The organism is Bradyrhizobium sp. CCBAU 45394 (assembly GCF_028128655.1).
In the GTDB taxonomy this organism is placed as follows: domain Bacteria; phylum Pseudomonadota; class Alphaproteobacteria; order Rhizobiales; family Xanthobacteraceae; genus Bradyrhizobium; species Bradyrhizobium diazoefficiens.
Genome location: NZ_LBIX01000173.1, coordinates 249,934 through 269,043 on the forward strand (window position 1 = coordinate 249,934; position 19,110 = coordinate 269,043).

14 protein-coding genes are annotated in these 19,110 nt (G+C 64.2%); 5 read left to right on the forward strand and 9 right to left on the reverse strand.

Translation table 11 applies throughout. The features are described from left to right. Positions 1–2: 2 nt before the first annotated feature. The 4 genes from WN73_RS32620 to WN73_RS32635 all read left to right on the forward strand — a co-directional run bounded on the left by WN73_RS32620 (position 3) and on the right by WN73_RS32635 (position 6,671). Positions 3–1,175: an efflux RND transporter periplasmic adaptor subunit gene (locus WN73_RS32620; RefSeq protein WP_271556259.1), complete on the forward strand. Its 1,173-nt coding sequence runs from the start codon at positions 3–5 to the stop codon at positions 1,173–1,175. After that, the gene (locus WN73_RS32625; protein WP_028175281.1) at positions 1,172–4,315 is read left to right on the forward strand and encodes an efflux RND transporter permease subunit; all 3,144 of its coding nucleotides are present in this window, start codon (positions 1,172–1,174) and stop codon (positions 4,313–4,315) included. Before WN73_RS32620 ends, WN73_RS32625 begins: the two co-directional genes overlap by 4 nt. Then, on the forward strand, positions 4,302–4,718 hold the full coding sequence (locus WN73_RS32630) for a thioesterase family protein (RefSeq protein ID WP_271556260.1): 417 nt from the start codon (positions 4,302–4,304) through the stop codon (positions 4,716–4,718). The genes WN73_RS32625 and WN73_RS32630 overlap by 14 nt, the downstream gene beginning before the upstream one ends. A 102-nt stretch (positions 4,719–4,820) precedes the next feature. Continuing rightward, positions 4,821–6,671, forward strand: coding sequence for an ATP-binding protein (locus WN73_RS32635; RefSeq protein WP_271556261.1), 1,851 nt, complete (start codon positions 4,821–4,823; stop codon positions 6,669–6,671). A gap of 23 nt (positions 6,672–6,694) precedes the next feature. Here the strand turns inward: WN73_RS32635 and WN73_RS32640 are convergent, their stop codons facing one another. Beyond that, positions 6,695–8,986, reverse strand: a complete 2,292-nt coding sequence (locus tag WN73_RS32640; protein WP_011083112.1) for an FdhF/YdeP family oxidoreductase — start codon at positions 8,984–8,986, stop codon at positions 6,695–6,697. Positions 8,987–9,235: 249 nt separating this feature from the next. On the opposite strand from WN73_RS32640, the gene WN73_RS32645 reads away from it, so the two are divergent. Next, positions 9,236–10,483, forward strand: coding sequence for an oxalate decarboxylase family bicupin (locus tag WN73_RS32645; RefSeq protein ID WP_011083113.1), 1,248 nt, complete (start codon positions 9,236–9,238; stop codon positions 10,481–10,483). A gap of 80 nt (positions 10,484–10,563) precedes the next feature. On the opposite strand, the gene cydB is transcribed toward WN73_RS32645, so the two are convergent. The 8 genes from cydB to WN73_RS32685 form a co-directional block, all read right to left on the reverse strand. After that, entirely contained in the window at positions 10,564–11,550 is a 987-nt protein-coding gene (gene cydB, locus WN73_RS32650; protein WP_271556262.1) for a cytochrome d ubiquinol oxidase subunit II, read from the reverse strand. A 1-nt stretch (position 11,551) separates the two neighbouring features. Beyond that, positions 11,552–12,961 carry a cytochrome ubiquinol oxidase subunit I gene (locus tag WN73_RS32655; protein WP_028175286.1) on the reverse strand — a complete coding sequence of 470 codons (1,410 nt, stop codon included), beginning with the start codon at positions 12,959–12,961 and terminating at the stop codon, positions 11,552–11,554. A 19-nt stretch (positions 12,962–12,980) separates the two neighbouring features. Then, entirely contained in the window at positions 12,981–14,519 is a 1,539-nt protein-coding gene (gene mqo / locus WN73_RS32660) for a malate dehydrogenase (quinone) (RefSeq protein WP_271556263.1), read from the reverse strand. Positions 14,520–14,561: 42 nt separating this feature from the next. Then, positions 14,562–14,966 (reverse strand): hypothetical protein, encoded by a 405-nt coding sequence (locus tag WN73_RS32665; protein WP_271556265.1) that lies wholly within the window; start codon positions 14,964–14,966, stop codon positions 14,562–14,564. Between the two features lie 73 nt (positions 14,967–15,039). Further along, positions 15,040–16,476, reverse strand: coding sequence for a class II fumarate hydratase (gene fumC / locus WN73_RS32670; protein WP_271556267.1), 1,437 nt, complete (start codon positions 16,474–16,476; stop codon positions 15,040–15,042). Positions 16,477–16,658: 182 nt separating this feature from the next. Then, complete coding sequence (locus tag WN73_RS32675; protein WP_271556269.1) at positions 16,659–17,327, reverse strand: YoaK family protein; 669 nt, start codon at positions 17,325–17,327, stop codon at positions 16,659–16,661. Between the two features lie 15 nt (positions 17,328–17,342). Next, entirely contained in the window at positions 17,343–18,179 is an 837-nt protein-coding gene (gene fdhD, locus WN73_RS32680; RefSeq protein WP_271556271.1) for a formate dehydrogenase accessory sulfurtransferase FdhD, read from the reverse strand. 3 nt (positions 18,180–18,182) lie between these two features. After that, positions 18,183–18,782 carry an HdeD family acid-resistance protein gene (locus tag WN73_RS32685; RefSeq protein ID WP_271556273.1) on the reverse strand — a complete coding sequence of 200 codons (600 nt, stop codon included), beginning with the start codon at positions 18,780–18,782 and terminating at the stop codon, positions 18,183–18,185. Positions 18,783–19,110 lie beyond the last annotated feature (328 nt).

Consider the following 19,110-nt stretch of genomic DNA (forward strand, 5'->3'; position numbering starts at 1 on the left):
CCGTGAAACGCAACCTCACCATTGCATTCGTTGCTCTCGCCGCGATCCTGATCGGCGCGGGTCTCTGGTTCTTCGGCACCGACCGGAAGCCGGCCGTGGCAGCCGCACCCGTGCCCACCGCCGTGCCGGTGGTCGCCGCCAGCGTCACCGGCAAGGACGTTCCGATCTATCTGCGCGGCATCGGCACGGTGATCGCCTACAACACCGACGTCGTGCGCAGCCAGATTCAGGGACAGATCGTCAAGATCGCCTTCACCGAGGGACAGACCGTCAAGGCCGGCGACCTGCTCGCGCAGATCGACCCGCGTCCCTACGAGGCGCAGATCGAACAGCTGACGGCCAATCGCGACAGGGACCAGGCGCAGCTCGCGAATGCAGAAGCCAACCTCTCCCGCTACAACCAGCTTGGCGACAAGGGCTATGCGACCCCGCAACTGATCGAGACGCAGACGGCGCAGGTGGCGCAGCTCAAGGCCGCCGTGAAGGCGGACCAGGCCCAGATCGACGAGGCCAACGTCCAGCTCAGCTATACGCGCCTGTCGTCGGCCGTCCCCGGCATCACCGGCGTTCGCCAGATCGATGTCGGCAACGTCATTCATCCGACCGATCCCAACGGCCTCGTCATCGTCACCCAGATCGAGCCGATCTCGCTGCTGTTCACCCTGCCGCAGGCCGATCTGCCGGTGATCCAGGAGCATGCCGCGAAGGGCGAACTGAAGGTCATCGCCTACAGCCAGGACAACAAGACGAAGCTCGACGAGGGCACGCTGCTGCTGGTCAACAACGAGATCGCGGGAACGACCGGCACGGTCCAACTCAAGGCCGTGTTCCCAAACCATGAGCACAAGCTGTGGCCGGGCCAGCTGGTGAACGCGCGCCTGCTGCTCGAGATCCAGAAGGGTGCGCTCACTGTCGCCGGCTCGGCCGTGCAGCAGGGACCGAACGGCAGCTATGTCTATGTCGTGACCGACGGCCAGACGGCCACCTTGCGTCCCGTTCACGTCGTGCAGATCAGCGATGGCCAGGCCCTGATCGACCAGGGACTGAAATCAGGCGACGTCGTCGTGATCGACGGCCAGTACCGACTCACGGAAGGCAGCCGCGTTCGCGAGCTGCACGGCAAGGCCGCGCGTGAAGCCGACCTGCAGAGCGCCGTGCAGGATGCGATCCCATGAACCTTTCCGCGCCCTTCATCCTGCGGCCAATTGCAACCGCCCTGCTGATGGCCGGCCTGCTGCTGTGCGGCCTCGCGGCCTATCCGCTGCTGCCGGTCGGTGCGCTGCCGAACGTCAATTACCCGACCATCCAGATCTCGGCGCAACTGCCCGGCGCCGATCCGGGCACCATCGCCTCGTCGCTGGCGACGCCGCTCGAGCAGCAGCTCAGCCAGATCCCCGGCGTCACGCAGCTCACCTCGTCCAGTGCGCTCGGCGTGGCCCAGCTCACGGTGCAATTCGAGCTGTCGCGCACGGTGGACAGCGCGGCGGTGGACGTGCTGGCCGCGATCAATGCCGCAAGCCCTTTCCTGCCGCCGAACATCCCCTACCCGCCGACGATCAGGAAGGTGAACCCGGCGGAGACGCCGATCATGCTGATCGCGCTGACGTCGGACTCGCTGCCGCTGACCACGGTCGACGCCTATGCGGAAAACATCCTGCTGCCGAAGATCTCTCAGGTTCCGGGAGTGGGTCTCGTCGGCATCGGCGGCCAGCAGAAGCCCGCGATCCGTGTTCGCGTCAATCCGCAGGCGCTTGCCGCCCGCGGCATCGGCCTCGAAGACGTCCGCAACGTGATCGCCGGCGCCAACGTCGACCTGCCCAAGGGCACGCTCAACAGCCCGCGCGTCACCTATACGCTGAACACCAACGATCAATTGCTCAAGCCCTCCGCCTATGAAGACCTCATCATCGCCTATCGCAACGGCTCGCCGGTGCGGATACGCGACATCGGCACGGCGATCGAGGGGCCCGAGAACGACCTCCTGGCCGGCTGGTACGGCAAGGAGCCCGCCATCATCCTGGCAGTCCAGCGCGTTCCCGGCGCCAACGTGATCGAGACGGTCGACCGCATCAAGAAGCTGCTGCCGCAATTGCAGGCCTCCGTTCCACCGGCGATCAAGGTGACGATCGCCGCCGACCGGACCGCCACCATTCGCGCCGCGGTCTCCGACGTTCAATTCACGCTGATGCTGACGGTCGCACTGGTGGTAATGGTCATATTCCTGTTCCTGCGGAATTTCTGGGCCACCATCATCCCGGCGATCACGGTTCCCCTGTCGCTGATCGGCACGTTCGCGGTCCTCTACGTGCTCGGCTACAGCCTGGACAACCTCTCGCTGATGGCGCTGTCGATCGCGGTGGGCTTCGTCGTCGACGATGCCGTCGTCGTCATCGAGAACATCGTGCGCCATCTCGAGCAGGGCATGACGCCGATGGAGGCCGCGCTCAAGGGTTCCAGCGAAATCGGCTTCACGATCGTCTCCATCACCCTGTCGCTGATCGCTGTGTTCATCCCGCTTTTCCTGATGGGAGGCTACGTCGGCAAGCTGTTCCAGGAATTCGCCGTCACGATCACGGCTTCGCTGCTGCTGTCGCTGGTCATCTCGCTCACGCTGACGCCGATGATGTGCGCGCGGCTGCTGAAGGACGACTCGCGGAAGAAGCACGGCCGAATCTATCTCGCCTTCGAACGCGGTTTCGACGCCCTGCTTGCGCTTTATGCGAGCGGCCTGCGAATCGTGCTGCGCCATCGCTTCGTGACGCTGCTCGTGATGCTCTCGACGATCGCGCTGACCGGCTATCTCTACGTGATCATTCCGAAGGGTTTCTTCCCGCAACAGGATACCGGGCAAATCGTCGGCATCACCGAAGCCGCACAAGACATTTCCTTCCCCGCCATGTCCGAGCGCCAGCAGGCGATCGTGGACATCCTGTCGAAGGATCCGGCAATTCAGTCGGTGGCGAGCTATATCGGTCCGGGAGGTCCCACGGCGACGCTCAACCAGGGACGGATATTCATCGTCCTGAAGCCGAAGCCCGGGCGCAAGGCCAGCGCCGACCAGATCATCGAACGCCTGGGACCCCAGCTCGCCCATATCCAGGGCATCAGGCTCTACATGCAGGCCGCGCAGGACATCACCATCGGCGCACGCCTGTCCAAGACGCAATACCAGTACACGCTGACGGACGCCGATTCCAACGAGCTCACCAACTGGTCGGCGATCTTCCTCAAGAAGCTCCGCGAGCTCGACCTCATCACCGACGTCGCGAGCGACCAGGCCAATGCCGGTCCGCGGCTGGAGGTCACCGTCAATCGCGAGGTCGCATCGAGCTTCGGCATCCTGCCCACGACGATCGACAATGCCCTCGACGACGCATTCGGCCAGCGCATCGTCTCCACGATGTTCACCTCGCTGAACCAGTACCATGTCGTGATGGAGGTCGATCCGCGTTTCCAGTACGGGCCGGAAGCGCTCAAGGACATCTACCTGAACTCGGCCACCGGCCAGCAGGTCCCCCTGAGCACGCTGGTTCACAGCGTCATCAAGCCCGCGCCCATCCTGATCAACCACCAGAGCCTGTTTCCGTCGGTCACGATCTCGTTCAACCTGCGGCCCGGCGTCGCGCTCGGCGATGCGGTGACGGCGATCCAGAACATCGAGAAGAGCACGGGCAAGCCCGCCTCGCTGTCGACCTCGTTCCAGGGCAACGCCCAGGCCTTCCAGTCATCCCTGCGAGGCACACCGCTGCTGATCGGGGCGGCGCTGATCGTGATCTACATCATCCTCGGCGTGCTCTATGAGAGCCTGATCCATCCGATCACGATCCTGTCGACGCTGCCGTCGGCCGGCATCGGCGCGCTGTTGCTGCTGCTGGCGGTCCACATGGATCTCAGCGTCATCGCCATCATTGGCATCATCCTGCTGATCGGCATCGTCAAGAAGAACGGCATCATGCTGGTCGATTTCGCCCTCGAGGTGGAGCGCCAGCACGGGCTCAGCCCGGAAGAGGCGATCTACCAGGCCTGCACGCTGCGCTTCCGTCCGATCCTGATGACGACGATGGCGGCGCTGCTCGGCGGCGTGCCGCTGATGATCGGTTCCGGTACCGGCGCGGAGCTGCGCCAGCCGCTTGGCTACACGATCGTGGGCGGCCTGATGCTCTCGCAGATCCTGACGCTCTACACCACGCCCGTCGTCTATCTCTATCTCGACCAGCTCAGCAACTGGCTGACCGGGCGCAAGCCGCGGGCGGCCGCGACACCCACTTCATCCACGACCAAGGCAGATGCGGAATTGAGCCATGAATCCGCTTGAGAGGCCGACCGCCGGCATGACGGCAGAGAAGCTGGTGATCGTCACGTCCGAGATGACGGTTGGCCATGTGGTGCCGGGAATGCCAGCCGTCTACGGCACGCCGATGATGATCCTGCACATGGAGATGGCCGCGGGATCGGCCGTTCAACCATTCCTGCCGACGGGCCATGTCAGCGTCGGGATGATGGTCAATATCCGCCATCTAGCGGCAACCCCGGTCGGCCGCAAGGTGCGCGCGATCGCGCGGGTCGTCGCGGTCGAAGCCAGGAGTGTGCTGTTCGAGGTCGAGGCCTGGGACGGCGACCGCAAGATCGGCGACGGCAGCCACCGGCGCGGTGTTGTCGATGTCGCCGAATTCGAGCGGCGGTTCGGCGTGACGAAGCCCGCCGCTGAGATGGCCTAGGATCGCAGGCGGCAGGCAGCCCGATCGCGGCTTCGTGCGTTTTGACAAAGCGCCTGCGAAAACGCAAAAGACCGCTCTTCGGCGGCGCGGTAGACCTCCCGCATGACGCTCGAACGCCTGGATGGCCCTAATTTCGTACAGCTCCAGCGATGGTGGCGCCGTCTGCTCCAAGACTGGGCCAAACAGGATCGCACTCCATTGTGGGCCTGGAGCAGCGTTGCCCTTTGCCTGCTGTCCTTCGCCTGGTCACTGCTCGGCTTCAATTCCACCACGATCGCGTTCGCCGCCTTTCTCGCGACTTCGCTCGCGGCGATCAGTCTGACCAAATGGTCAGGCGAGCATGGCCACCTGGCCGCTTATCTCGCCGAGGCACAGAAGCTCAGCCAGACCGGCAGCTTCGGCTGGAACGTCGTGACCGGAGAGCTTTTCTGGTCGGATGAAACGTTCAGGATCTTCGATCTCGCACAGACATCGCGCCCGTCGCTCGCCGTCGTCCTGAAGCGCACACATCCCGATGACGTCAATGCCGTACGCGAGGCCATCGACCGGGCGGTGAACGAGAGGGGCGACTTTTCCCACGAAAACCGGCTGGTGCTGGACGACGGTTCGATCCGGACCATACGCGTGGTCGCCCGCGGAATGACGAACGGCCGGGGCCAGTTCGAGTTTGTCGGCGCGGTCATGGACATCACCGCCCAGAAGAAGGCCCATACCGAGCTGGAGCGGAGCGAACAGCGTTACCGCCATCTGTTCAGCCGCATGCCGATCGCATTCCGGCAGCTCGACGCCAGCAGGCTGGTCGTGCTGTTCCGAAAATTGCGTGCCGAGGGCGTCAAGGACCTTGGCCCCTATTTCGACAGCCACCCCGAGTTCCTCAGGACCTGCATGGACGCGCTCTCGTTTCAGGAGGCCAATGAACGGGCCATCCAGATGTTCGGAGGCGGCGTCGACGACTTTGTCGGACGCTCCATGGCCGAGACCTGGAAGGAGCGTCCCGATACGTTCCGGCGGGCCATGGAGTCGCGCTATCGCGGCGAGACGAATTTCGAGGAAGAGACCAAGATGGTCACGTGGGACGGCCGCGTCGTCGACGTTCTCTTCACCACGGCTCGGGTCGGCCCCATCAATGATCTCGAAGTCAGCCTGGTCGGCACCATCGACATTTCACAGCGTGTTCGCGCTCAGCAGAAGCTTCAGCAGGTTCAGGCTGAGTTCGCGCATGCCGCGCGCGTCTCGATGCTCGGAGAACTCACCGCATCGATCGCCCACGAGGTCAACCAGCCCCTCGCGGCCATCGCCACCAACGGCGCCGCCGGGCTGCGGTGGCTGAACAGGCCCACTCCCGATATCGTCGAGATCCGCAAGACCATCGAGAACATCGTCGTAGATACCCAGCGCGCCGCGAACATCGTGGCGCGCGTTCACGGGATGGCTTCCCGGAAAGTCCCCGAACAGGCATCCTTGTCATTTGACGAGATCGTCCGCGAAGCGCTTCTCTTTCTGCGACACGAGCTCGAATCCCGCGGCGTAACGATCCTGCACCAGCCCGATCCGACCACACCGCAGGTGCTCGGTGACCGCACCCAGCTCCAGCAGGTGATCGTCAATCTGGCCATCAACGCTGTGCAGGCGATGACGCAGGCGGGATATGACGATCGCAGGATCGTCATCAGCACGGTCACGCAGGACGCGGCCACGTTGTGCTGCGCCGTGGAGGACAACGGCCCCGGCATCGCAGTTGAACATGTCGACCGGCTCTTCGAGAGCTTTTTCACGACCAAGGACAGCGGGATGGGCATGGGACTGCCGATCTGCCGGTCGATCGTGGAAGCGCATGGAGGCCGGATCGGCGCCGGGGGTAACGGTGCGAGTGGCGGCGCCCGCTTCTGGTTCACGCTGCCGGTCTCCGTGCCGGCGGATTCGCTGCGCTGCGACCTCAACGCCGATACGTGACTGCGACGTTTCCGGCGTGGCCGCTATTCCCCGGTAGCGGCCGAACGCACCAGGCGGATCGGGACGCCCTTGTATGACGGCGTGAAGCTGAGCGGATCGCGGGCGTAGAGCGGCACCAGCGGATTGGTCTCCGGATAGTACGCAGCACAGCAGCCCGTCGGAAAGGAATAGGCTACCACGCGGAAGTTGCGCACGATCCGCTCGGCGCCATCGGTCGAGGCGGTTATCAGGTCGACGCGATCGCCGTCCACAAGTCCCCGCCTCTTCAGCTCGTATTCATTGAGGAACACCACGTCGCGCTGACCGAACACGCCGCGATAGCGGTCCGACATCGAGTAGAGGGTCGTGTTGTACTGATCGTGGCTGCGTATGGTGGTGAGCCACAGGAAATCGGGATCGCCCTGCGGCGGGTCCTCGCCGCAACCCGCGAAGACCAGGAAGTTCGCCTTGCCCGACGGCGTCGCCCAGATGCGTTCACGCGCCGTCGAGGTGAGATGGAAGCCGCCGGGGACGCGGATGCGGGCATTGTAGCCTTGGAAGATGGGGAACACCGCCTCGATCGCATCCCGGATGCGATCGTAATCGGCAACGAAGTCATCCCAGTCGACCACCGTGCGCTCTCCCAGCGTCGCCTTGGCAACGCCGGCGATGATCGCGACCTCGCTGAGGAGATGCTCCGATGCCGGCTTGTTGCGGCCGCCGGACGCATGCACCATCGACATCGAGTCTTCCACCGTGATCGACTGCGGCCCCGATGCCTGGACGTCGATCTCGGTACGGCCGAGACACGGCAGGATCAAGGCTGCACGACCATGAACGAGATGGCTGCGGTTGAGCTTGGTGGCGACGTAGGCGGTCAGATCGAGATTGCGCAACGCAGCCTGCGTCGCCTGCCAGTCCGGTATGGCCGCGGCAAAATTGCCGCCCATTGCGAAGAAGGCCTTCACCTCGCCGCGGATCATGGCTTCCAGCGCGGTTACCACGTTGTGTCCCGGCGCGGTCGGAGGCTTGAAGCCGAAGCGCTGCTCCAGCCGCTCGAGGAAGTCTGCCTTGGGGACTTCCGTGATCCCCACGGTCCGATCGCCCTGCACGTTGGAATGACCGCGAACCGGGCAGACGCCGGCGCCTTCGCGCCCCACATTGCCGCGCAACAGCGCGAGATTGGCGATCTGCTGCACGTTATTCGCGCCGCGCCAGTGCTGGGTGATGCCCATGCCGTACACGAGGATGGCACGCTCGGCCTTCATATAAGCGCCGGCGGCATATTCCATGTCCTCGCGCGTCAGGCCGGACTGACGTTCGATGTCCGGCCATTGCGTGCGCTTGAGATCGTCGATCAACGCCTCGACGCCGACGGTGTGACCGCGGATGAAATCCCAGTCCAGGATCTCCGGCCGCTCGGCGGCGCGGGCTGCTTCGTCGGCCTCCACAAGGATCTTCATGATTCCCTTGAGGACGGCGACGTCGCCGCCGACCCGTACCTGGAAGAGTTTTGAGCTGATCGCCGTCGACGACAGTGTGATCATCTCGATCGGGCTCTGCGGCGCCTGGAAACGCTCCAGCGCTCGCTCGCGGAACGGATTGAAGGAGATGATGGAGGCGCCGCGGCGTGCCGCATTGCGCAGGCTGGTCATCATCCGCGGGCTGTTGGTGCCGGGATTCTGACCGAAGATGAAGATGCAATCGGCCTTGTCGAAATCCTCCAGCAGCACGGTGCCCTTGCCGACGCCGAGCGAGTAAGGCAGGCCGACGCTGGTCGCCTCGTGGCACATGTTCGAGCAGTCGGGAAAATTGTTGGTGCCGTACTCGCGCACGAAGAGCTGATAGAGGAAGGCGGCCTCGTTCGAGGTCCGCCCGGACGTGTAGAACTCCGCCATGTTCGGATCCGGCAAGGCCCGAAGCTCGCGACCGATCATGTCGAATGCATCGCTCCACTCGACCGGGAGATAGCGGTCGGATGCGGCATCATAGGCCATCGGATGGGTGAGCCGCCCGACCATTTCGAGATCGTAATCGTTCCAGCTCGTAAGCTCGGTGACCGTGTGCTCGGCGAAGAATTCGGGCGTGCAGCGCTTCGACGTTGCCTCCCAAGCGACCGCCTTGCCGCCGTTCTCGCAGAATTCGAAGGACGAGGTGTGCTTCGGATCGGGCCACGCGCAGCCGGGGCAATCAAAGCCCTCCGGCTGATTCATCCGGCTCAGCGTCGCCGCGCCCTTCAGCGGCACCCGCTGCACCAGGAGTGCTTCGCTGAGCGCCTTGAGTGCGCCCCAGCCGCCGGCGGGTTCACGATAGGGACGAACCGATTTCGTGGTCATCTCGATATCTCTCGGTATGGCAATTCTCCGAACCAGTTAAGGATCGCGCGGGCAGAGCCGTCTTTTCAAAACGACGCCGAATTTCTCAATTGCACACGTTCGAACCCGGCCGGGCGGCTGAAGCAGCCAGTGCATTCCGGAAAAAGGAAAGCCGTTCGCGGAAGCTGTGCCGGCAGCAAGGAACTAGGCTGGGCATCTTGAGCCCCCGCGCGACAGAGGGCTTTCGATGATTTTTAGGAGAGGCCCCCCATGTTTTCACGACGTGATTTGCTGGCCATGTCCGCGGCAGGCGCCGCCATGGTCGGTTCCAGTGCGCAGGCGGCAACCTTCGGCAATCCGGACGAGCCGCCGCAAGGCGCCGTCAACGCCAAGAGCCCCGGGAGCCTGAGCGATCCCGGTCCGCAAAATCCCGAACTGGCCAAGCAATTCCCTTCCGCACAAACGCCGCCAGCGACGGACGTCGGCGGCCTGCCGATGGATTGGGCCTCGTTCAACAATGCGCCGCGACGCATCCAAAACGGTGGCTGGGCTCGTCAGGTCACCGTCGAGGACTTCGCCATCTCGAAGGAAATCTCCGGCGTCAACATGCGCCTGTCCGCGGGCGGTATCCGCGAGCTGCATTGGCATCAAGCGGCCGAATGGGCGATCATGACCTACGGCTCCTGCCGCATCACCGTGCTCGACACGCAGGGGCGCCCCTATGTCGGCGATCTCAAGGCCGGCGACCTCTGGTATTTCCCGCCGGGCGCGCCGCATTCGCTGCAGGGCTTGGGCCCCGACGGCTGTGAGTTCGTGATCTGCTTCGACGACGGCCACGCCAACGAATTCAACACGCTGCTGGTGACGGACTGGCTGGCCCATACGCCGCCCGAGGTGCTGGCGAAGAATTTCGGCGTGCCGGCCGACGCCTTCGCGAAGATCCCGCTGCACAATCGCTGGATCTTCCAGGGTACGGTGCCCGGCGATCTCGCCGACGATCGCGCGGCGGTCTCCAGGCACGCCGAAGCGCCGCCCTATCCCTTCATCCATTCGCTCGGCAGCTCGCCTCCCGTCAAGGAGAGCGCCGCCGGCAGCATCCGCGTCGCCGACAGCAGCAACTTCAAGGTCGCCACCACCGTCGCCGCGGCGCTGGTGACGATGCCGCCGGGCGCGGTCCGGGAGATGCACTGGCATCCGAATGCCGACGAGTGGCAGTACTACATCAAGGGCAAGGCGCGGATGACGGTGTTCGACACCGGCCCCAACGCGCTGACGACGGATTTCTCGGCCGGCGACATCGGCTATGTCCGGCGCAATCTCGGCCATTATGTCGAGAATGTCGGCGACACCGAGCTGCAGTTCGTCGGCGTGTTCCGCGCGCCGCGCTACGAGGAGGTGTCGCTCTCCAACTGGCTGACGCACACGCCGCCCAAGCTGGTGGCCCAGCATTTCAACATCGACGAGAAGCTGATCGCGCAATGGCCGGACAACGGCCCGGGCGTCATGCCCAAGTCCTGAAGCAAGGCCTTAGACGGTCTGAACGAGAAAGGCGCCGAAACCGGCGCCTTTCTTTTATTCGCGGTTCGAGCCTGTAGCCGTCAGTAGTGGTCCGCCGCCGCAGCCGTCTTGCCGCGAAAGACGCGATAACCCACCGCGACATAGAGCAACATCAGCGGGAACACGAACAGGCCCGCGCCCCAGAACATAAAGGCGAGGCTCGCATGAGGCGCCGCCGCCTCCTCGATCGTGATGACGAACGGGATCATATAGGGCCAGAAAGACAAGGCAAGCGTGCCGAAGGCCGACGCAAAGATCAGCGCGACCATGTGGAACGGCCAATAATCGTCATGGCGCAGAATACTCGTCGCGAGCACTGCAGCAGCACCCGCGCCGATGAGGGGAAACACGAACAGATAGGGCCGCTCGATCCATCGGCGCAGGATTGGCAGATGCTCGACAAGCGCATGCGTGAAGACGACAACGAGAAAGGCCAGCACGGCGACCGCGAGCAATGGGATCTGACGCCGGGTGGCTTCGCGGATCGGACCCTCGCACTTCCCCACCAGCCAGCAGGCACCGAGCAGCGCGTAGCCGAAGCACAGGCCGATCCCGCACAGGACCGAAAAGCCGGTCAGCCAGCCGAAAGTTCCGCCGACAAATTCGCCGTTGGAGAATTGCAGTCCCTCGACGAGCGCTCCGACCATCGAGCCCTGCATGAAGCTTGCGGCAAACGATCCCACGGTGAAGCTGACGTCCCAGACCCGGCGCGAGCGCGAGGCCTTGCCGCGAAATTCGAACGCAACGCCGCGCAGGATCAATCCCAGCAGCATGACCACGACCGGGATGTAGAAGGCGGGCATCAGCATGGCATAGACCACGGGGAACGCCCCCCACATGATCACGCCGGTGACGACCAGCCAGGTCTCGTTGCCATCCCAGACCGGAGCGATCGTGCGCAGCATCTCGTCACGCCTCGCCTCGCCATCGGCGAGGCCAAACAGCATGCCGACGCCGAGATCGAACCCGTCCAGCAGAAGATAGATCAGGATGCTGATGGCGAGCAGCGCAACCCAGAACATCACCATTCTATTCTCCCGCTTCGAGGTAGCTGTGCGAGGCCGGCACCTGGTCGGCGAGCGACATCGGCCGATTGGGGACGGGAACGTGCAGGGGCTTGCCGCCCAGTCCCGCCGGGCCGGCGCGCAGCAGCCGGTAGATGTAGTAAGTCCCGAACGAGAAGATGAAGGCATAGACAGCAACGAACAGGATCAGCGAAGCCGTCGCGGCGGCCGCTGTCAGAGACGGCGTCACGGCATCGGCGGTCCGCAATACGCCGTAGACCGTCCACGGCTGGCGGCCGACCTCCGCGGTGTACCAGCCGGTGAGAATCGCGATCCACGGCAGCGGGAAGCTGAGGAAAATGCCCCACAGCAGCAGGCGGCTCCGATCGAGCCGATGCTTGAGGCCGAGCCAGGTCCCGAACCACGCGAGCCCCAGCATCACGAAGCCGCAGCCGACCATGACGCGGAAGGCAAAGAACGGGATCGCCACCGGCGGCCGGTCCTGCGGCGCGAAGCTGGAGAGGCCGACCTCTTTCGAGGTCAGGCTCATGCTGCCGATGATGCTCCCGAGCACCGGAATCGATATCGCATATTTGTTGGATTCGGTGCTCGAATCCGGGATCGCGATCAGCACCTCCGAGGCGGGCTGCTCGTCATGCCAACGCGCCTCGATCGCGGCGAACTTGGCCGGCTGGTAGTCGTGAACATAGTCGCCGACGAGATGCCCAATGAAGAGCTGGACCGGGAGCAGCACCGCCGCAAGCGCAAGGCCCATCCGCAGCATGACATGGGCCTCGGCGCGATAGGTCCGTCGCAGCAGATACCACGCGCCGGTTGCGGCCACGCAGAACGCGCCGGTCAGATAGGACGCGAGCAGCATGTGCGGAAACCGGACCCAGACCACGCGATTGAAGATGATCTGCGCCCAATCGTTCGGTACGAACTGGCCGTTCTGCAGGACGTAGCCGGTCGGCACCTGCATCCAGCTGTTGTTGACCATGATCCAGAACGCCGAAAGCGTGGTTCCGAGCGCGACCATCGTCGTCGAGAACAGGTAGAACCACGGCGGCACCCGGGGCCGGCCGAAGATGAGGATGCCGAAGAAGCCTGCCTCCAGCATGAAGGCGGTGAATGTCTCGTAGGAGAGCAGCGGGCCCTGGATCGGACCCGACATCTTCGAGAGCACGCTCCAGTTCGTTCCGAACTGAAACGCCATCACCACGCCCGACACGACGCCCATGCCGAAGGCCACGCCGAAGATCTTCAGCCAGAACTCGAACAGGGTCCGGTAGACGGGCTTGCCACTATACTGGTGCATCGCCTCGAGCACGGTGAGCCAGGCGGCAAGCCCAATCGTGAACGCCGGAAAGATGATGTGGAACGAGATGGTGAAGGCGAACTGCAGCCGCGACAGGAGGAGTGCCGTCGGATCCATCGGACATTCTCCCGTTCGTTCACGCCCGCTTCGCGGCCGCCGGCGCGCGTGCGGCCGGCTGCGGAATGTTGTCGACCTTGAGAACCTCCGCCGTCGTCGCTCGAATCTGACGACAGAAATCCGCGTCGTCGATCAACGACACACCATAGGACGGGACGATCTGCTTCAGCTTCGGCAGCCAGGCGCTCGCCGTCAGCTCTCCGGCAAAGCACTTTTCGAGCACGCTGATGGCGATGAATGCCGCCGTGGAGGCGCCCGGCGAGGCGCCGAGAAGCGCGACCAGCGAATGATCGTCCGCGCCGACGAGCTCGGTCCCGAATTCGAGCAGACCGCCGCGCTTGACATCGGGCTTGATGATCTGGACGCGCTGGCCGGCGACCTGCAGCCTCCAGTCCTTCGGGTCGGCCTTCGGGAAATATTCGTCGAGCGCCGCAAGCCGGTGGCTCTCGGATTGCAGCACCTGCCCGACCAGATATTCGGTGAGATCGAAATTGTCGCGCGCCACCGAGAGCAGCGGCTTGACGTTGGCAGGACGAATGGACTCGAAGAGGTCCAGCAGCGAGCCGTGCTTGAGGAATTTGCTCGAGAAGCCCGCATAGGGGCCGAACAGCAATGAGCGCTGGCCGCCGATCACGCGCGTGTCGAGGTGCGGCACGGACATCGGCGGAGAACCGACCGCCGCCTTGCCGTAGACCTTGGCATGATGACGCCCGTTGATCTCCGGATCGTCGCAGCGCAGCCAGATCCCGCTGACCGGAAAACCGCCATAACCGCGCCCTTCCGGAAGGCCGGATTTCTCCAGCAGCGGCAGCGCGCCGCCGCCGGCACCGATGAAGACGAACTTTGCGCGAACCGAGCGCGTCTCGCCACTCTCGGTGTCGCGCACCTCGACGCGCCACCGCCCGCCCTGCTCCCGGTCCAGGCCGGTGACGCAGCTGTTGTAGTGGACCGCGCAACCCGGCTGGCTGACGAGATGACCAACCAGCAGATGCGTCAACGCGCCGTAATCGACGTCGGTGCCGGTGATGATCCGCGTTGCGGCGACCGGCTCGTCGCCGCTCCGTCCGTCCATCACCAGCGGCGCCCATTCGGCAATCTTCTTGGGATCCTCGGTATGCTCCATGCCCTCATAGCAATGATGGGCCGACATCGCCTTGAACCGCTTGCGGAGAAATTCAACATTCTCCGTGCCGTGCACGAAGCTCATATGCGGCACCGGATGGATGAAGGACCGGGGGTCGGCGATCGCGCCCCGCCCGACGAGATAAGACCAGAATTGCCGGGACAGATCGAACTCGACGTTGACCTGGAGCGCCTTGGAGATGTCGATGCTGCCGTCGGGCCGCTGCGGCGTGTAGTTCATCTCGCAGTTCGCCGCGTGGCCGGTCCCGGCGTTGTTCCAGGAGTCCGAGCTCTCCTGCGCGCAATCATCGAGAGTCTCGAGCATCTGAATCGTCAGGGAGGGCTCGAGCTCCTTGAGGAACGCGCCGAGGGTGGCGCTCATGATGCCTGCGCCAATGAGAACGACGTCGGTTTCGCGGTCGGAAGCTGCTGGCATGGCTTTTTCCTTCGTTGGGTGTTGCTGTTCCGGATAGCTCGATCAGGCCTGCACCGATTGCCGCGTCCTGGCGCGGAACGGCACATCGGCTCCCGGCCGCAGGATCACGTAGGCACGGCGCCAGGACGAATCGTCGGTCAATTTCCAGCTGTGCCCCGAGCCGGCGGTGTCTTCGGCAAGCAGGACGTTGCCGGGGTGAATCAGGAAGTGGTGGCCGTCACGCGTCTGGAAATCGAGCGTTCCGCTCAGCGTGATCACGAGCTGCCGGATCGGCGCGGTGTGCCAGGCGAAAGCCCCGCCTGATTCCGTCTCCTGGAAGGAGACGCTGACGGCATCGATCTTGCCGGTCAGGAAGTCGCCACGCTGGCCCGGCTCCAGCTCGAGGAAACCTTCCTCGAAATGCGAGTTGTTATCCTCTCCGGTCCATAGACGCACACAGCGGATCATCGTGTCTCTCCTTGCATGTTTTCTGCTTTGCCTGCGCGGCGTGGTGCGGGCCGCATCATGGCCCTTGCTCCCTTCAACGGGTTTTCGCACCGATTGCGAGCGGCACCTTGATCTCGGCAACGTAGGGCTTGACCATCTTGGCGGGATCCACGATGCGGTCGAACTCCGGCTCGGTCACGAAGCCGAGCTTCAGCGCCGCCGACTTCAGCGTGAGATCGTTGTCCATCGCGTAATGCGCGATCCGCGATGCCTTGTCGTAGCCGATCACCGGCGCCAGGGCGGTCACGAGCATCAGCGACCGCTCGACATATTCCTTGATCTTCTTGCGGTTCGGCTCGGTACCCTCGACCAGGAAGGTGCGGAAGTTCGTGCAGCCGTCGGTGAGGATGGTGACGGATTGCGCGATGTTGTGGATGATCAGCGGCTTGTAGACGTTCATCTCCAGATAGCCGCCGGCGCCACCGAACCCGACGGCGACGTCGTTCGCCATCACCTGCACGGCGATCATCGTCAGCGCCTCAGCCTGCGTCGGATTGACCTTGCCCGGCATGATCGACGAGCCCGGCTCGTTCTCGGGAATCCGCAACTCGGCAAAGCCCGCGCGCGGACCGCAGGACAGAAGGCGGATGTCGTTTGCGATCTTGTAGAGCGAGCCGGCGAGCGTGCGCAGTGTGCCGGAGAGCTGCACCAGCGCGTCGTGCGCGCCCTGCACGGCGAACTTGTTCGGCGCACTGACGAAGGGCAGGCCCGTCAACCGCGCGATCTCGGCTGCGACGGCTTCTGCAAAGCCCGGCGCCGCGTTAATCCCGGTGCCCACGGCGGTGCCGCCCAGCGCGAGGCGGAAGACGCCCTTGAGCGCGTCGTCGATGCGCGCCAGACCGTCGGCGAGCATCGCGGCATAACCGGACCACTCCTGCCCGAGCGTCAGGGGTGTGGCATCCTGCATGTGGGTTCGGCCGATCTTGACGATGTCGTCCCACTGGTTCGATTTCGCCGCGATCGCATCGTGCAGAGCTTCGACCGCGGGAACCAGCCGTTGCGTCACGTTCATCGCGGCCGCGATGTACATGGCCGACGGGAAGCTGTCGTTCGACGACTGCGACATGTTGACGTGATCGTTCGGATGAACCGGCAGCTTGCTGCCGAGCGCCGTGCCAGCAAGCTGGCAGCATCGGTTCGAGATCACCTCGTTCACGTTCATGTTGAACTGCGTTCCGCTACCCGTCATCCAGACGTGAAGGGGAAACATGTCGTGATGCTGGCCGGCGAGAATCTCGTCGCAGGTGTGGACGATCAGTTTGTGAATCTTGCCGTCGAGACGGCCGCCGGCGTAATTCGCATTCGCGGCCGCTTTCTTCAGGATCGCGTAGGACTGGATCATTTCGCGCGGCATCAGGTCCCGGCCGATGCTGAAATGCTCGAGCGAGCGCTGCGTCTGCGCGCCCCAGAGCTTGTCCGCGGGAACGTTCACTTCACCCAGGCTGTCTGTCTCTTTGCGGAGGTCGTTCATCCTTTGCCTCTCGTGGCAGTTGATGTCGGGAGCACTCTTGCGGCGCCGACCTAAAGTGTACGGACGGCACGGCGCACACGCTTCCGCGAACGAACGTCCTTTTTCCGAATGGCATGGTGGGCGCCTCGACCTGCAACGAGCGAGCGCGCGTTGCGCGTGAACACTCAGGCAATCGCACGGCTTCAATGCTGATGGCTTCGATGCCGGCAGAGCCAGAGAACGTACCCCGACAATGCGATCGGCAGAGCGAGGCTCCAGGTTCCCAGCCACTTCGTCACGCAGCCACCGACAGCGGCTCCCAGCAGGAACATCAGGCAGATCGCAACCATCGCTCCACCGCCGCGCGCCGCATCGCGATCGGACGCGGCAACGAACTGATCGATGGCGCGGAGCATGTTTCCACTGGCAGTGACCGAGAGGTACTTCCAGCGTCCAACCTGCCTGAAACTCGCCGACTGCAACGCGACGCCGAAGGAGATGACAAGAATCACGATCTGATCGGGAACGCGATGAAGCAGCAGCATCGCCGTGGCAAGGCAGACGATTTCTCCGACGAGACAGCGCAGCGCCGCCCGGGTGCGGGCCGCCACCACCGCCCCCAGGACGAAGGCCACGATCGGAAGGAGATGGTGAAGCGCGCGCAGCCATTGCCCGGACTGGGCGTCGATCCCGAGGAAGACGACGTTGCCGGTCTGCGAACTCGCGAAGACGCCCAGCGACAGCCACGTGAAGGCGTCGAGGAAGCCCCCCGACATGCTCAGGAGAGAGGCAACCAGCAGCGATCGTTCCGGAGCGCAGGCCTCGACGCGCGTCTCGGCCAAGGGCTCCGTTGATGCGGCTTGCATCGCCATGTCCGGTCCGCGAGGTCAGCAGCCGGCGTGCGGCGCGGCCTCTTCAGGCAGCAGAACGCGGCGCGGATGCGTGAATACGCCGTATCCGTCATCGCGGGCGACGGCGAGCAACGTGATTCCCGCCTCGTTCGCTGTCTGGATGGCGAGCGCGGTCGGCGCGGAAACGGCAACGACGACCGGCGCGCCGATCATCGCAGCCTTCTGCACCATCTCTACCGAAACGCGGCTCGTCAGCAGCACAGCGCCGTCACGAGCCGAGTTGCCGTCGCGAACGATTGCACCGGCGAGCTTGTCGAGCGCATTGTGCCGGCCGACATCCTCCCTGACCACGGCAATGCCGGCGCGAGGCTGCCAGAAGGCCGCCGCGTGAACGGATCTCGTCTGTTGGTTCAATGTCTGGAGAGGAGACAGAGCCTGCATGGCGCTCAGCAGGTCCCGTGCGTGAAAGGCAACGCCGGGGCCCTCGACCGGCGACGGCGCACGACGTGCCTGTTCGAGGCTTTCGATGCCGCATAGCCCGCACCCGACGGGACCGCTGATGGCGCGGCGGCGCGAGGCCAGGGACGCAGCGCGGTCACCATCGAGCCACATCCGCACCTCCACGCCAAGCTCGTTCGAGATCAGCTCGATGCTCCTGATCTCGCTTGCGCGGCCGATGATTCCTTCGGTGAGGCTGAAGCCGACACCGAAATCCTCCAGATCGGCCGGGGTCCCCATCATCACCGCATAGGTCGACCCGTTGTAGGTCAGCGCGATGGCGCTCTCCTCGGCGACCAATCGCGACGTCGACCTCGTGCGGCCGCCGCGCCAGGCGATCTCCCGGTGCCGCGTGAATGTCGAACCCGTCATCATGGCTCACACCGTCGCCGGCTCGGCCGAATGTCGCGAGGCCCGGTTTCTGAGGGCGAGCCCGAACGCAATGAAGCCCCATCCCTGGAAGATCAGATCGACGACCAGCATCGCACCGAGTAGCCACAGGCCAATGGTCGGCCAGGCTGCAACCAGCATCACGCCGACGCAGAACGTCACGACGCCGGCGGCCACTATCCAGCGCCAGCCTGCGGCCGGCCGCATATGGAAGCCTACCCAGATCCGCGTCACCCCGGCGAAGACCAGGAAAGCGCACATTGCGAGCGACAGTGTGAACGAAGCCAGTAGCGGATCGTAGAGGATGACGGCTCCGGCGGCGCCATAGATGATCCCGGCGAACAGCCAGAACAGGAAACCCCGCAGGCCGTGCACGGAGAAGGCATGCACGATCTGGAAGATCCCGGCGACTGCCATGGTCGCTCCAATGACGAGCACGGAGGCCAAGCTCGCCGCCATCAGATTGGCCGACGCAATGCCGCCGAGGATCAGTTCGCCAACCCCCAGTGCAACGAACCAGCCCCATTTTCCGGCAATCGCGTGAATGGCTCTTCCGAGCGACGCCTTCGAGTTCGACATGTCCGTCATGACTTGACCCTTGTACGTGCGACCGGCCTAGCGGTCATGGATGGGAGCAAGCGTACAGAGTTTCGCTCGGGGTCATCTTTCGAGGATGCCGCGATATTGTTTCATCCGCACGATGCGGGTCTTTTCGGTGGGCTCACGATCAAACGGCGAGCGTTCAAGGCAGGTCTGCAGCCATCTTTGGCAGATGCAACGGCAGTGAGATGGTAGAGTCGCGCATGGACTTCCAACCACCCCTGCGCGGAAGCGAAGGTCGCCCTCGCTTCCGCGGCGTCGCAGCGATCGGCCGCCTTCGACACCAGGTCGATCACCAAGGCAAGCTCGTCATCGA

What these genes read in the sequence shown, in the direction of transcription:
- WN73_RS32665 (WP_271556265.1), bottom strand. Translation starts at nt 14,966, where the DNA reads ATGATCCGCTGTGTGCGTCTATGGACCGGAGAGGATAACAACTCGCAT.
- WN73_RS32685 (WP_271556273.1), bottom strand. Translation starts at nt 18,782, where the DNA reads ATGACGGACATGTCGAACTCGAAGGCGTCGCTCGGAAGAGCCATTCAC.
- WN73_RS32635 (WP_271556261.1), top strand. Translation starts at nt 4,821, where the DNA reads ATGACGCTCGAACGCCTGGATGGCCCTAATTTCGTACAGCTCCAGCGA.
- WN73_RS32675 (WP_271556269.1), bottom strand. Translation starts at nt 17,327, where the DNA reads ATGGCGATGCAAGCCGCATCAACGGAGCCCTTGGCCGAGACGCGCGTC.
- WN73_RS32630 (WP_271556260.1), top strand. Translation starts at nt 4,302, where the DNA reads ATGAATCCGCTTGAGAGGCCGACCGCCGGCATGACGGCAGAGAAGCTG.
- WN73_RS32640 (WP_011083112.1), bottom strand. Translation starts at nt 8,986, where the DNA reads ATGACCACGAAATCGGTTCGTCCCTATCGTGAACCCGCCGGCGGCTGG.
- fdhD (WP_271556271.1), bottom strand. Translation starts at nt 18,179, where the DNA reads ATGATGACGGGTTCGACATTCACGCGGCACCGGGAGATCGCCTGGCGC.
- fumC (WP_271556267.1), bottom strand. Translation starts at nt 16,476, where the DNA reads ATGAACGACCTCCGCAAAGAGACAGACAGCCTGGGTGAAGTGAACGTT.
- WN73_RS32655 (WP_028175286.1), bottom strand. Translation starts at nt 12,961, where the DNA reads ATGGATCCGACGGCACTCCTCCTGTCGCGGCTGCAGTTCGCCTTCACC.
- WN73_RS32645 (WP_011083113.1), top strand. Translation starts at nt 9,236, where the DNA reads ATGTTTTCACGACGTGATTTGCTGGCCATGTCCGCGGCAGGCGCCGCC.
- WN73_RS32625 (WP_028175281.1), top strand. Translation starts at nt 1,172, where the DNA reads ATGAACCTTTCCGCGCCCTTCATCCTGCGGCCAATTGCAACCGCCCTG.
- cydB (WP_271556262.1), bottom strand. Translation starts at nt 11,550, where the DNA reads ATGGTGATGTTCTGGGTTGCGCTGCTCGCCATCAGCATCCTGATCTAT.
- mqo (WP_271556263.1), bottom strand. Translation starts at nt 14,519, where the DNA reads ATGCCAGCAGCTTCCGACCGCGAAACCGACGTCGTTCTCATTGGCGCA.